General features: G+C 62.1%; 11 protein-coding genes. 6 read left to right on the plus strand and 5 right to left on the minus strand.

Translation table 11 applies throughout. The features are described 5' to 3' along the window. Positions 1–152 precede the first annotated feature (152 nt). Positions 153–1,166, minus strand: coding sequence for a tryptophan--tRNA ligase (locus NAT49_RS07435; protein ID WP_251592801.1), 1,014 nt, complete (start codon positions 1,164–1,166; stop codon positions 153–155). Between the two features lie 194 nt (positions 1,167–1,360). Between NAT49_RS07435 and NAT49_RS07440 the strand changes: the two genes are divergently transcribed. From NAT49_RS07440 to NAT49_RS07450, 3 genes are all read left to right on the plus strand, one after another. Further along, entirely contained in the window at positions 1,361–3,376 is a 2,016-nt protein-coding gene (locus NAT49_RS07440) for a S9 family peptidase (protein WP_251592802.1), read from the plus strand. Between the two features lie 239 nt (positions 3,377–3,615). Continuing rightward, positions 3,616–4,236, plus strand: coding sequence for an OmpW/AlkL family protein (locus NAT49_RS07445; protein WP_251592803.1), 621 nt, complete (start codon positions 3,616–3,618; stop codon positions 4,234–4,236). 56 nt (positions 4,237–4,292) lie between these two features. Then, positions 4,293–5,447 (plus strand): GGDEF domain-containing protein, encoded by a 1,155-nt coding sequence (locus NAT49_RS07450; protein ID WP_251592804.1) that lies wholly within the window; start codon positions 4,293–4,295, stop codon positions 5,445–5,447. 25 nt (positions 5,448–5,472) lie between these two features. On the opposite strand, the gene NAT49_RS07455 is transcribed toward NAT49_RS07450, so the two are convergent. From NAT49_RS07455 to NAT49_RS07470, 4 genes are all read right to left on the minus strand, one after another. Next, a complete protein-coding gene (locus tag NAT49_RS07455) occupies positions 5,473–6,654 on the minus strand; it encodes a YeeE/YedE family protein (protein ID WP_251593567.1) in 1,182 nt (393 codons plus the stop codon). Positions 6,655–6,870: 216 nt separating this feature from the next. Then, a complete protein-coding gene (locus NAT49_RS07460; RefSeq protein ID WP_251593569.1) occupies positions 6,871–8,061 on the minus strand; it encodes a class I SAM-dependent rRNA methyltransferase in 1,191 nt (396 codons plus the stop codon). Positions 8,062–8,231: 170 nt separating this feature from the next. Then, complete coding sequence (gene mutM / locus NAT49_RS07465) at positions 8,232–9,044, minus strand: bifunctional DNA-formamidopyrimidine glycosylase/DNA-(apurinic or apyrimidinic site) lyase (RefSeq protein ID WP_251592806.1); 813 nt, start codon at positions 9,042–9,044, stop codon at positions 8,232–8,234. 144 nt (positions 9,045–9,188) lie between these two features. Then, the gene (locus NAT49_RS07470) at positions 9,189–10,622 is read right to left on the minus strand and encodes an NAD-dependent succinate-semialdehyde dehydrogenase (protein WP_251592807.1); all 1,434 of its coding nucleotides are present in this window, start codon (positions 10,620–10,622) and stop codon (positions 9,189–9,191) included. Positions 10,623–10,918: 296 nt separating this feature from the next. Here NAT49_RS07470 and NAT49_RS07475 point away from each other — a divergent pair, with 296 nt between their 5' ends. Genes NAT49_RS07475 through NAT49_RS07485 form a run of 3 tightly spaced genes read left to right on the plus strand, consistent with a single transcriptional unit; the run spans position 10,919 to position 13,119 of the window. Further along, complete coding sequence (locus NAT49_RS07475) at positions 10,919–11,671, plus strand: amino acid ABC transporter substrate-binding protein (protein WP_251592808.1); 753 nt, start codon at positions 10,919–10,921, stop codon at positions 11,669–11,671. 45 nt (positions 11,672–11,716) lie between these two features. Then, the gene (locus tag NAT49_RS07480; protein ID WP_285836078.1) at positions 11,717–12,367 is read left to right on the plus strand and encodes an amino acid ABC transporter permease; all 651 of its coding nucleotides are present in this window, start codon (positions 11,717–11,719) and stop codon (positions 12,365–12,367) included. Beyond that, positions 12,364–13,119, plus strand: a complete 756-nt coding sequence (locus NAT49_RS07485) for an amino acid ABC transporter ATP-binding protein (protein ID WP_251592811.1) — start codon at positions 12,364–12,366, stop codon at positions 13,117–13,119. Before NAT49_RS07480 ends, NAT49_RS07485 begins: the two co-directional genes overlap by 4 nt. Positions 13,120–13,134 lie beyond the last annotated feature (15 nt).

Below are 13,134 nucleotides of genomic sequence, written 5' to 3' on the forward strand. Positions count from 1 at the left end.
TTACGCGACGAACGGTTGCCTTGGTCTCAGGGACAGGCACCGTTTCAGTGTAGCAAGTCCCGACCGGTCGTCAGGCCGGAGGGCCGGTGTGTCGACATTTTATCAGTGCCGACACAGCCCCCCGGCGGTTTTTTTAATTATAAAAAGACCGATCAGACGAACCGTCCGAGACCGACTGCCGAGCGCAGCCGCTCGAGTGTGCGCGTGGTTTCCTCACGCGCCTTTTCCGCGCCCTGCTGCAGCACGGCTTCAATATGTCCGGGATCCTCCAGAAGCGCCTGATAGCGCTCGCGGGGCGCACTCAGCTGCCCATTGAGCAACTCAAACAGCTCGTTTTTGACCTCGCCCCAGCCAATGCCCTCGGCGTAGCGCGTGCGCATGGCCTCGGTCTGATCAGTCGATGCAAAGGCCGAATAGATCTGAAACAGCGTGCAGCCCTCGGTCGATTTGGGCTCGCCCGGTTCGAGCGAGTTGGTCTTGATCTTGCGAATTAGCTTAAGGAGCTTCTTCTCGGGCACGAACAGCGGAATCGTGTTGTTGTAGCTCTTGGACATCTTGCGACCATCGAGGCCGTTCAACACCTCGACGCGCTCATCGACCACGGCCTCGGGCAGAGTGAAGTACTGCTCCTTGTAGAGGTGATTGAACCGCCCGGCCATGTCGCGGGCCATTTCGATGTGCTGGATCTGATCCCGCCCGACCGGCACCTTGTTGGCGTTGAACATCAATATGTCGGCCGCCATCAGTACCGGGTAGCCGTAAAGCCCCATGGTGACACCGCGGTCCGGGTCGGGGCTGCCGTTTTCTTCATTGTCGTGCACCGCCGCCTTGTAGGCGTGGGCCCGATTCATCAGGCCCTTGGCGCACACGCACGACAGCAACCAGCTCAGCTCGGGAATTTCCGGAATATCGGACTGTCGATAGAACGTGGCGTTGTCGGTATCGAGGCCGAGTGCCAGCCAGGTCGCGGCGATCTCGCGCCGGGACTGTTCGACCAGTTTCGGATCCTGCGCCTTGATCAGGGCGTGGAAGTCGGCCAGAAAATAGAACGCCTCGACCGACGTATCCTGACTGGCCTCGATGGCCGGACGGATCGCCCCGACGTAGTTACCGAGATGAGGGGTGCCGGTGGTGGTGATACCGGTCAGAACACGTGTCTTAGTCATCGAAAGAGGGTCTCGAAAAGTGTCTACAATACATGAACGCCTACGGCTCGAAAGGCACACCGAGGCCGTGTGAATTCGGCAATCTTAACCGAAGCCTGCCAAGCGACGCGAACCCTGCCCTTGAGATCGCGCGCCCTCACCATCATTGAATACCCAGATCGGCTTTTTTCGCCCTACCCATCAGGAGTCTTGCCATGCGCTGGATGAACACGCCCTTTTTCACCACACCGCGCGCCGCGTCCACCGATGACGGATCAAGCGGGGCGATGCCGCTGATCCCCCGCGAGACGCTCTTCGGCAACCCGACCCGCATCGGTGCCCAGCTAAGCCCGGACGGCAACTGGCTCTCCTGGATCGCCCCCAATGACGGCGTACTCAATCTCTGGGTTGCCCCCAGAACGCAGCCTGACGATATACGGGCACTGACCTCTGAAACCGAGCGCCCGATTCGAAGCTATTTCTGGTCCCCTGACAGTCGCCAGCTTCTCTACGTCAACGACCAGGGCGGCGATGAAAACTTCCGCCTGTTCGCGGTGGACGTGGAAAACGCTGACACCACGCTTCTGACCCCGCAGAACGAGATCCGCGTGATGGTCATCGGCGTCAGCGCCGATGTCAGTGATCACATCCTGATCGGGCTCAACGACCGTGACCCGCGCTGGCACGACGTCTACCGGCTGTATCTTGCCGATGGCCGACTGGAAAACGTGCTCGAAAACGAAGGCTATGGCGGCTTCATGGCCGACGACGACCTGAACCTGCGCCTGGCCATGCGCCCCCGCCCGGATGGCGGCGAGGATTTCTTTAGGGTCGAGGGCACCAACATCGACACCGAGCCCTTCGCCTCGATCGGCTTTGAAGACAGCAGCAACACCGGCCCGGCGGGCTTCACCCGCGACGGCAAGACCCTTTACTGGATCGACAGCCGCGAGCGTGACACCGCCGCCCTCATGGCCCAGGACTGGGCGAGCGGCGAGATGACGCTGATCGCCCACGATGACCGCGCCGACATCACCGACGTGATGTTGAGCCGCGACACCCGCGAGGTCGAAGCGTGGTCGGTGGAGTACCTGCGTGAGCGCTGGCACTTCAAGAGCGACGCAATCGAGGCGAGCATGACGTGGCTCGACAATGAGCTCAAAGGCGATGTCCATGTCACCTCGCGCTCACGCGACGACCGCTACTGGGTCGTGGTCAACGACCCGATCACCGCGCCGTCGCATACGTGGTTGTTCGACCGCGACGCAAACGCACTCACCTCGCTGTTCGTCAGCCGCCCCGAGCTTGAAGGCGCCCCGCTTCAGGGCATGACACCGCTGGAGCTCACCGCCCGTGATGGACTGACACTGACCAGCTACCTGACACTGCCCGACGGGCTAAGTGACTCAGGCGGCTTCTCGCGCCCGACCGCACCGCTTCCGATGGTGCTTTTAGTCCACGGCGGGCCCTGGGCGCGGGACAGCTACGGCAGCAACGGCTACCACCAGTGGCTTGCCAACCGGGGCTACGCGGTGCTCTCGGTCAACTTCCGCGGCTCCACAGGCTTCGGCAAGCGCTTCACCAGCGCAGGCGACGGCGAATGGGGCACCGCCATGCACACCGACCTGCTTGATGCCGTCGACTGGGCCGTCAGCGAAGGCGTGGCCGACACGACGCGCGTGGCGATCATGGGCGGCTCCTACGGCGGCTACGCAACGCTTGCAGGGCTCACCATGACCCCGGACGTCTTTGCCTGCGGCGTCGACATCGTCGGCCCCTCCAATCTGGAAACGCTGCTTGAAAGTATCCCGGCGTATTGGGAAGCCGGCCGCCAGCAGATGTATCGCCGCATGGCCGACCCCGGTACGGAAGACGGCCAGGCCTGGCTCAAGGACCGTTCACCGCTGACGCATGCCGAGCACATCACGCGACCGCTTCTGATCGGACAGGGTGCCAACGACCCCCGCGTCAAGCAGGCCGAAAGCGACCAGATCGTCGAGGCCATGCGCGCCAACGACATTCCGGTCACCTACGTGCTGTTCCCGGACGAAGGCCACGGTTTTGCCCGCCCGGTCAACAACATCGCCTTCAACGCCGTCACCGAGGCGTTTCTGGCCGACGTGCTCGGCGGGCGCTTCGAGCCGATCGGCGACGCACTCGAGACCTCCTCGATCACGGTCCCGCACGGCGCCGAATACGCGCCCGGTCTCGAGACGGCCCTGAAGGCCTGACTCCCGCACGCTTATCCCGCCAAAAAAGGCGCCCGAGGGCGCCTTTTTTAGGACGGTCTCGCTTTTCCACTGCCTGGGCACCTCTCCGGTCACTTGCTTACGCCGGGCGCTTCCTCCGCCATCGTCAAATTGCGCTCAAAACCTGAACCTGCCTCGCCGATAAGAACAAGTAACGCCTTATTAAACAGTGATTCCCGATGAATGCTTGCGCTGGACTGATATCGCCCGATCGACACCTGGTGTTCGCCGTCATCCTGCTTACCGGGTGTTTCAGCCTGTCGGCACAGGCCGCCACCGATCCAACAAGCACCGGAGCCTGGCTCCTTCGTGCCGAGATCGTCACGTCACGCTCACTTGATGTCGACACCGACGCCGGGCAGCTGGGTGGCGAGTACTACGCACCGCCAATACACTTCCCGACGCTGAGCCTGACCCGCCTTTTAAGCCCTTCGTGGGCCATCCAGCTCTCGGGCGGCGTCTCGACCACTGCGGTCCACCTTGAAGACACCCTTTTCGGAGACATTGATGCCGGCGAGGTCACCACCGCCGCCGTGATGGCAAGCCTTCAGTATTACCTGCCAACATCCAGCCCCCTGCGGCCGTACCTTGGAGCAGGAGTGGCCTACGCCTGGCCGCTGGATGTGTCACCCAGCGAGGGGATCGGGGCGTTCAAGGTCAACACTCTATTGATTCCAGTGGCGCAGCTCGGGCTCGACTACCACCTCGGTGTGGCCTGGTCCGTGGGCCTTTCTGCCACCTATCTGTTCGTACCTGCACAGCGCTACAGTGGTGACGGGTTCGATGTCGAGGTCGACCTGGACCAGCTGGCGCTCGGCGCAGGCGTCGGTTACCGATTCTAGGGCGGTGTCTTTCTTCACTATCTGCCGACTGGCCCACCGACAAGAGCACACGCCGTATGGAACTTGATATCACCACCTTTCATTTTTCGAGCGTACTCAGCCGAGTGGGCTTTATGATCGTCTTCGCGGTCATGATCGCCAAGAGCCCCGGCACACGTTATCTCTGGTGCTGGGGCGGCGCGATTGCAGCGTCGACCCTTGGCTCGCTCATCGCGCTGTCAGTGCCCCAGAACACCATGCCCGCCCCAACTCAGGGCGCCATCATGTTCGGCGCCTACGTGGCCAGCATGGCCCTATCCTGGAGCGGGCTGCGCCTTTTCTATGCAAGGCCCGGAAAGCTTGCGTGGGCGCTTTTACTGATCATGCTGACCGGCATCAGCTATCCGATTCTCCCGGCGCTTTCGGGGTCGATGGCACTTGAAGTGGCACTGATTTATGCACTGGCAGGCATGGGGTCGGCGCTGGTCGTGGTCGAAATCTATCGGGCCCGCCATAAGCGCCTCTGGTCGCAATACGTCGTGGGCGCCGCCTTCACAAGCTATCTACTGAGTTTCCTGCTGGGCCTTTTACAGATTGTCCTGAGCGACAAGGTCGTAACCATGACAAGTGCCGGCCAGGGGCCGATGATTTTCGATCAGGTCTCAAGCATCATGGTCTATTTCGGTCTGATCGCGATGACCAGCGAGTGGGCCAATCAACGGCTGATCGAACAGGCCGAAACGGACCCGCTGACCGGGCTGATCAACCGGCGCGGTGTGGCCACGCGCCTCAACGCCACCTGCACAAGCGATGAACGCGTCAATGCCGTTTTGCTGCTTGATATCGATCACTTCAAAAGCGTCAACGACTGCTACGGCCATGACGATGGCGATACGGTACTGAGCGAATTCGCCAGCCGCCTTCGTCAGACGCTTCGGGACAATGATTTGATCGCCCGCTGGGGCGGCGAGGAATTTCTGGTCGTGCTGCCAGGTGTTTCCCTGGAAACAGCGCGGCAGCGCGCTGAAGCGGTTCGACTAGCGATCGCCAAGCTCCCGTTTCAGCTCTCCCGCGGCGCACTCGACGTCACCGTCAGCATCGGAGTGGCCGTCAGTCACACGCTCGTTCAGCAGTTTGACACCACCGTCAACGCAGCCGACGCTGCGCTTTATCAAGCGAAACACGCAGGGCGCAACCGAGTCTGTCTGTCACATCACGCCCTAACCGATTAAACGCCGCGCTTGCAGCCAACGCCCGTCAGCATCCCTTCACCGACGGCGTGTAGGGTGCACGAAAGAAAAAGGGCCGCAGACGAACGCCCAGCATGTTGCCGGCAAACGCGAACACCAGCCAGAGCCAGCCGTGAAGGCTTCCCGAGGCAATCCCGCTGAAGTACGCTCCGATATTGCATCCAAAGGCAATACGCGCGCCGTAGCCCAGCAGCAGCCCGCCAAGAATCGCCGCAATCAGCGAGCGGGCAGGAATGCGAACATTCGGCGCGAATTTACCGGCAAGGGCCGCCGCCAGCATGGCTCCTGCAATAATACCGACGTTCATGACCGTGGTGATGTCCTGCCATACCGGCGCATCAAGCGCCGCAGCTCGGTCGGGCGCCTGCCAGTAGGCCCAGCTCGATGGGTCGATTCCAACAAGGCTTGCCCCCTTGGCGCCCCATAGCGCGAACGCCGAGGTGATCCCCCAGGGGCGCCCGGCCAGAGACAGCGTGACGAAGTTCAACACGGCAAGCGCCACCGCCCCGGCCAGCAGCGGCCATGGCCCACGCAATAACCGCGCCCACCCCTGAGTCTTCGGCGAGGACACCGACTCCAGCCCACCATGACGGCGTTTTTCGAGCCAGACCGTTCCCAGCGCAATCGCGCCGAAAAGCGCAAGGCTCAAAAAGATGCCGTTGGTTGGACCAAGGGTTTTCGGAAGCGACACCGGCGCAAAGGCGGGCAGCGCCATCCACCAGTCAAAATGCACGGTCGCAAGCACCGAACCGAGGATGAAGAACAACAGCGTGACCATCATGCGCGCACTGCCGCCACCGGCCGTGAAGAGGGTGCCCGAGGCGCAGCCGCCGCCGAGCTGCATGCCAAGCCCGAACATGAACGCACCGACCGCGACCGAGACGCCAATGGGGGCAACAAAGCCTTCTGCGGCGTGACCGAACAACGTGCCGCTGGCAAGCGGCGGGAAAAACAGCACCACCGCCACCGCCAGCAGCACCATCTGGGCGCGAAGGCCGCGCCCGCGCCGCTCGACGATCAACCGACGCCAGGCCGAGGTAAATCCGAACGCGGCGTGATAGAGCACCACGCCAAGCCCGGCGCCGGTCAGAAGTAGCCCGGCCTGTGCAAGGCTCACCGTCCCTGCAAGCCACAAGAGCCCGACGGCCAGCACGGCAAGCGCCATAACGCCCGGCCCTTTTTGCATCATGGGGCGCCGGCTGGCCCCGTCCACCACGTTCAAGCGAGCCATGCCCACCTCCTGTTCGAACACGTTAATGGCGTGTGGTTATCGCCTGAGAGTGAGGGTTAAAAACCGATTCGGCCGAAGGGCGCCCTTGATAGACGCCGTTCGGCCGAATGAGTCGTACGTGACCGCGCTGCCCGAGCCGCCCTCGAGAGGACGGCCTGCGGGCAAAGGCGTGGCTCAGTCTCTGAACACGCGCACACCGAGCGCCTTCAGATAGGCAGTCTCGGGAATGGCGGGGTGAATCGGGTGATCCGGCCCCTGGTGGCCCTGATGGACGATCTGGGCGTTGCGATCCTGATGACGCGCCGCGCCGCGCACAAGATCGATGTGCCGGTCGTCGGCCAGATGCATCGAGCAGGACGCCGAGACCAGAATGCCGTCACGGCCCAGAAGCCGCATCGCTTCGCGGTTGAGCCGACCATAGGCCCGCTCGCCGTTGGCGATGTCCTTGCGCTTTTTGATGAACGCGGGCGGATCGAGCACGACCACATCGAACTTCTCGCCTTCGGCCTTAAGATCCGACAAGACGTCGAACGCATCACCCATCAGGGTCGACACCTTGTCCTCGACCCCGTTGAGTGCGGCGTTGCTTTTAACCTGCTCGAGCGCGCTGGCGGAGGCATCGACGCACATCACCTCGCGTGCACCGTGGGTTGCGGCCTGAATGCCCCAACCGCCGGTGTAGCTGAACACGTCCAGCACGCGCCGGCCCTCGACCATCTCATTGAGACGCGCGCGGTTGATGCGGTGGTCATAGAACCAGCCGGTTTTCTGACCGTCGATTACCCGGGCCTCGAACTGGGTGCTGTTTTCCTCGAGCAGCACGCGCTCGGGCAAGGTGCCCTGAACCACTTCGATCTCAGGTGCCATCGACTCGAGCTGGCGCCCGGTGGTGTTGCCCTTGAACACGATGACCGACGGCTCGATCACCTTGTTGAGCGCATCGATGATCTGGTCCCTAACCTTCTCCATCCCGAGCGTATTGATCTGAACCACGACCACATCGCCAAAGCGGTCGATCACAAGTCCGGGCAACAGGTCGCCCTCGCCGTAGACCAGGCGATAGAACGGCTTGTCGAACAGGCTCTCACGCAGCGCCAGCGCCTGCTTGAATCGGTGCACTAAAAGCGACCGGTCAAGCCGGACATTGGGGTCACGCGAGACCACGCGCCCACAGATCAGGGAGTGCGGATTGATGTAGGCCACACCGAGCGCCTTGCCGCCGGCGGCTTCGACAATCGCCTGCGCCCCCGGCTCGAACGCCTTGAGCGGCGACTGATCGTTGTCGATCTCGTTGGAATACAGCCAGAGGTGGCCGGCTTTCAAACGCTTGTCCGCGTTCTTCTTGAGCCTTAAATGTTGCGTCACGGAAACATCGGACATGGAAACACTCGCATCCTTGGGGCCAGAGGCCAGGTTATGACCTGACGACGAAACGCGCCGTCAGTGGCGTATGGGCAAATGATACACGGCTGCGCCGCCGACGTAAGCCACCCCGGCACACCCGCTCGGCCACCCAGCGGCGCTTGCCCGGGCGATCAGCGCTGGCACCAGGTGCAGAAGACCGTCGCGCGCTGACCGATCACTTCACCGGTAAGCTCATGGCCGCAGACGCGGCACGGCTCGCCACGGCGGCCATAGACGTTCAAGCGCTGGGCAAAGTAGCCGGGTTCACCCTGACCACTGACGAAATCGCGAAGCGTGGTGCCGCCCTGCTCGATCGCGGCGGCAAGCACCGCCTTGATCGCCGCGACAAGACTCAGGCACTCGGCGATGTCGAGGGTGCCTGCCTCGCGGCGCGGATCGATGTGCGCCATGAAAAGCGCCTCGTTGGCGTAGATGTTGCCCACGCCCACGACGATTGCGTTATCCATGATGACGTTCTTGATCGCCGCGCGGCGAGTTCGGGTGCGTTCGAACAGATGATCACCATCAAACGCCTCCGACAGGGGCTCCGGCCCGAGCGAGGCAAGGCGTGCATCGGTGGCCCAGTCATCGACCAGATCGATCAGCCCGAACCGGCGCGGGTCGTGGTAGCGAAGCACCCAGTTCGAGGACATCACCCAGTCGATGTGATCGTGCTTTTTCGGCGGCGTGCCAAGCTCGACCAGCCGGAGGCTGCCCGACATGCCCAGATGCCACAGCACCTTGGCCGGTCCGGCCTCGATGCACAGGTACTTGGCGCGGCGGTCAACCCGCTCGACGGTCTGCCCGACGAGCGCCTCGTGAAGCCCGGATGGCACCGGAATGCGCAGGGTCGGAAAGCGCACGCGCACCTCGGTGATCTCGAAGCCCTCGACGTAGGGCTTGATGCCTCGACGGGTGGTTTCCACTTCGGGTAATTCGGGCATGAAAAAGTCGCCATTGAACCGGACATGAACCAACGCGCCAGCGCGGGCGTGACGGTACGCCACATCCACGCCGACACACCTGTATCAACAAAAAACGCCGGCAAGGCCGGCGTTGGTGGAGTCTAGCACGGCGCGGGCGTGAACTCAGCGCGCTCCCTGAGAGACGTAACGGGTCTCGAGGTAGCTCTCGATCGCCTCGCTGCCGCCTTCGGTGCCATAGCCGGATTCCTTGATGCCACCAAACGGCGTTTCCTGAAGGCCGATGCCGTTGTGATTGATGGTCAGCATGCCGCTTTCGATGTCCCGCGTGAGGTTCGATACCGTGCGGTGATCGCGGGCGTAGGCGTAGGCCGCAAGTCCAAACGGCAACCGGTTGGCCTCGGCAACCGCCTCATCATAGGTCTCGAAGCGATTGAACAGCGCCACCGGCCCGAAGGGCTCTTCGCTCCAGGCGCGGGCGTCCGTCGGCACATCCTTCAAGACGGTCGGCTGGAAGAAATAGCCGGCACCGTCGCCGCGTGCGCCCCCGGCAAGCACGGTCGCGCCGCGCTCGACGGCGTCTTCGACAAACGCCGCCACATTGTCACGGGCGCGCGCATGCACCATCGGCCCGATGGTCACGCCCTCGCTCATGCCGTTGCCCTGAACAAGCGCACGCACCTCGGCGACGAACTTGTCGAGAAACGCCTCATAGACCGAGGCCTGCACCAGAAACCGGGTCGGGGCAATGCAGACCTGACCGGCATTGCGAAATTTCGCCTGCGCCATTTCCTTCGCGGCAGCGTCAAGGTCGGCATCGTCAAAGATCAACACCGGCGCATGGCCACCCAGCTCCATGGTGGCTCGCTTCATGTGCTGACCGGCAAGCGAGGCCAGGTGCTTGCCGACCGGCGTCGAGCCGGTAAAGGAAATCTTCGCAACACCTGGGTGCGGCACTAGATACTCGGAGACCTCGGCCGGCACGCCATAGACCAGATTGATCACCCCGGCAGGGACGCCTGCATCACTGAAGGCGCGTACAAGCTCAGCCGGCGAGGCCGGGGTTTCTTCCGGCCCCTTGACGATAATGGTGCAGCCGGTGGCAAGCGCCGCAGACAGCTTTCGCACCACCTGATTGACCGGAAAATTCCACGGTGTGAACGCAGCCACCACGCCAACCGGATGCTTGATCGCAAGCTGCTGCACGTCATCAGCGCGGGCTGGAATGACCTGGCCGTAGCCGCGCTGCGCTTCGCCCGCGAACCAGTCGATGGTTTCCGCCGCCCCTAAAAGCTCTGCGCGCGACTGGGCAAGCGGCTTGCCCTGCTCCTGCGTCATCAGCTCGGCGATGCGCTCGACGCGCTCACGAAGAAGCTCGGCGGCGCGACGCATGATCTTGGCGCGCTCGAGCGGCGAGCGCGCCTTCCACGTCTTAAAGGCGGTTGATGCAGCCGTGACGGCCTGCTCGAGGTCAGTCTCACAGGCCTTGGCCACGTGGCCGATAACCGTTTCGGTCGCGGGGTTTTCAATGTCGAGGGTGGCGCCTGTCGCCGCCGGACGCCATTGGCCGTCAATGAAAAGCTGGGTATCGCAATACATGAAGCACTCCTGTCGGTTCATGGCCCGGCCCACCGCAACACGCAAGGGGGCCGAACCACGCGATGTTTCTTATTTTAAACACCACGACACCATTTAATAAACACCCAAGCTCTATTCAATAACCACCCAAGCTCTATTCAATAACCACCAGGAGCCTATTTGGTAAACATCCGTTTCGGACAAGCCAGAACCGATCAAATAAAACAAAATCGCATATGAATTTATTCTCTTATGACGGTATTACATGTTTGTCGTACCATGTTCCCTAGACCGATTTGCAATTGGAGAGTGCTCACATGACATTCAAACGACTGGCATCCACCCTTGCCCTGACCGTACTGACGCTGGGTGCCCTCCCGGCCCACGCCGACATCAAGGTCGGCATGTCCGGCAACTATTTCCCGTTCACGTTCTCGAAACACGGTGAGCTTCAAGGCTTCGAAATCGACGTGATGAACGCCGTCGGCAAGCGCATCGGTGAAGACGTGACCTTCGTGACCGCAAGCTTCTCGGGCCTTGCCGGCATGCTGGATTCAGGGCGGGTCGATACCATCGCCAATCAGATCACCATCACCGACGCGCGCAAGGCCAAGTACGCCTTCACACAGCCCTATGTCTACGACGGCGCCCAGGTCGTGGTCAAAAAAGGCAACGATTCGATCCATGGGCCGGAAGATCTTTCGGGCAAGACCGTTGCCGTAAACCTTGGCACCAACTACGAACAGCTTCTCGAACAACTGCCCAACGCCGACAAGATCACGATCAAGACCTACGACAGCAACGTCGAACAGGACGTGGCGCTTGGCCGGTCGGACGCGTTCGTGATGGACCGGGTCAGCGCCACTCAGGTCATCAAGCAAACCCCGATGCCACTGCAACTGGCAGGCCAGCCGTTTTCCAAGATCGAGAATGCCCTGCCGTTTCGTGACACCAAGGACGGCCGCGCGCTCAGAGACCGCGTCGATGAGGCGCTGACCGAGCTCAGGCAGGATGGCACGCTGAAGACCATTTCAGAAAAATGGTTCGACGCCGACATCACCTCTCCCTAAGCAGTACATACGAGGCCGATCGTGCAGATTCTTGATTTTGGCTACATGGCCGAGCTGTTTCCCTACCTGCTCGGCAAGCTTCCCATCACGCTCGGCATGGCCAGCGCCGGCATGCTGTGTGCGCTGGTGCTGGCCTCGGGGCTGGCCATCGTCCGCGTCGTGCAACCGCCGCTTGTCAACGGCGCGGCAAAACTGTTCATTTCCTTCTTTCGCGGAACGCCCCTTCTGGTGCAGCTGTTTCTGTTCTATTACGGCCTGCCCCAGCTGATCGAATCGCTGGTCAAGATCGACGGCGTGACCGCCACCATTTTAGGGCTGACGCTGCATTTCAGTGCCTATATGGCGGAGTCGATTCGCGCGGCCATCGTCGGGATTGACCGCAGCCAGACCGAGGCGGCGCTGTCGATCGGCATGACCCAGTCGCAGCTGATGCGCCGGATCGTGCTGCCTCAGGCCACTCGCATCGCGGTGCCGACGCTCATGAACTACTTCATCGACATGATCAAGTCGACCTCGCTTGCCTTCACGCTCGGGGTGACCGAACTGATGGGCGCCACTCAGAAGGAAGCCTCCAGCAGCTTTCTCTACTTCGAGGCGTTTCTGACGGTGGCGGTGATCTATTGGGTGGTGGTCGAGCTGTTGTCGCGACTTCAGAAACTGATGGAACGCAAACTCAACAAGGCCTATCAACGATGATCACCGTGCGCGGACTCACCAAGTTTTTCGGCGATACGCCGGTGCTCAATGGCATCGATCTCGACATCGAGCAAGGCGAGATCATCGTGGTCATCGGGCCAAGCGGCACCGGCAAATCGACGCTGCTGCGCTGCATCAACATGCTGGAATCCCCGGATCAGGGTCATATCACGCTGGGCGGGCATCACGTCGATTTTGACCGAGTCTCGAACGATGACCGCCTGGCACTCAGACGCAAGACGGCGTTCGTGTTTCAGAACTACGCCCTGTTTGCCAACAAGAACGCGCTCGAGAACGTAGCCGAACGGCTGATCGTGGTGGATGGCTGGCCGAAGGCGAAGGCGCACGCCCGCGCCGGCGAGCTGCTCGACCGTGTGGGGCTTAACGACAAGCACACCGCCTACCCGGCGGCGCTGTCCGGCGGCCAGCAGCAGCGCGTCGGCATTGCCCGGGCCATGGCGGCGAACTCGGATCTGATTCTCTTCGATGAGCCGACCTCCGCGCTTGACCCTGAGTGGGTCGACGAAGTGCTTTCCGTCATGAAACAGCTCGCCCGGGAGCGTCAGACCATGCTGGTGGTCACCCACGAAATGCAGTTCGCCCGCGATGTGGCCGACCGGGTGATTTTCATGTCCGGTGGCAACATCGTCGAACAGGGGCCGCCGGAAGCGCTGTTCAGTGCTCCGAAGGACCCGCGAACGAGAAGCTTCCTGAGAAAGGTGCTGGGCCCGCAGGCGGCGTCCTCGGAGTGAGGGCCGCCGCATCGG

Origin of the sequence: Larsenimonas suaedae, from assembly GCF_023712105.1 — a bacterium.
GTDB lineage: Bacteria > Pseudomonadota > Gammaproteobacteria > Pseudomonadales > Halomonadaceae > Larsenimonas > Larsenimonas suaedae.

Bases quoted from the DNA above. Each gene is read 5' to 3' on its own strand.
- NAT49_RS07475 (WP_251592808.1), top strand. From the start codon at position 10,919: ATGACATTCAAACGACTGGCATCCACCCTTGCCCTGACCGTACTGACG.
- mutM (WP_251592806.1), bottom strand. From the start codon at position 9,044: ATGCCCGAATTACCCGAAGTGGAAACCACCCGTCGAGGCATCAAGCCC.
- NAT49_RS07485 (WP_251592811.1), top strand. From the start codon at position 12,364: ATGATCACCGTGCGCGGACTCACCAAGTTTTTCGGCGATACGCCGGTG.
- NAT49_RS07470 (WP_251592807.1), bottom strand. From the start codon at position 10,622: ATGTATTGCGATACCCAGCTTTTCATTGACGGCCAATGGCGTCCGGCG.
- NAT49_RS07435 (WP_251592801.1), bottom strand. From the start codon at position 1,166: ATGACTAAGACACGTGTTCTGACCGGTATCACCACCACCGGCACCCCT.
- NAT49_RS07455 (WP_251593567.1), bottom strand. From the start codon at position 6,654: ATGATGCAAAAAGGGCCGGGCGTTATGGCGCTTGCCGTGCTGGCCGTC.
- NAT49_RS07440 (WP_251592802.1), top strand. From the start codon at position 1,361: ATGCGCTGGATGAACACGCCCTTTTTCACCACACCGCGCGCCGCGTCC.
- NAT49_RS07480 (WP_285836078.1), top strand. From the start codon at position 11,717: ATGGCCGAGCTGTTTCCCTACCTGCTCGGCAAGCTTCCCATCACGCTC.
- NAT49_RS07450 (WP_251592804.1), top strand. From the start codon at position 4,293: ATGGAACTTGATATCACCACCTTTCATTTTTCGAGCGTACTCAGCCGA.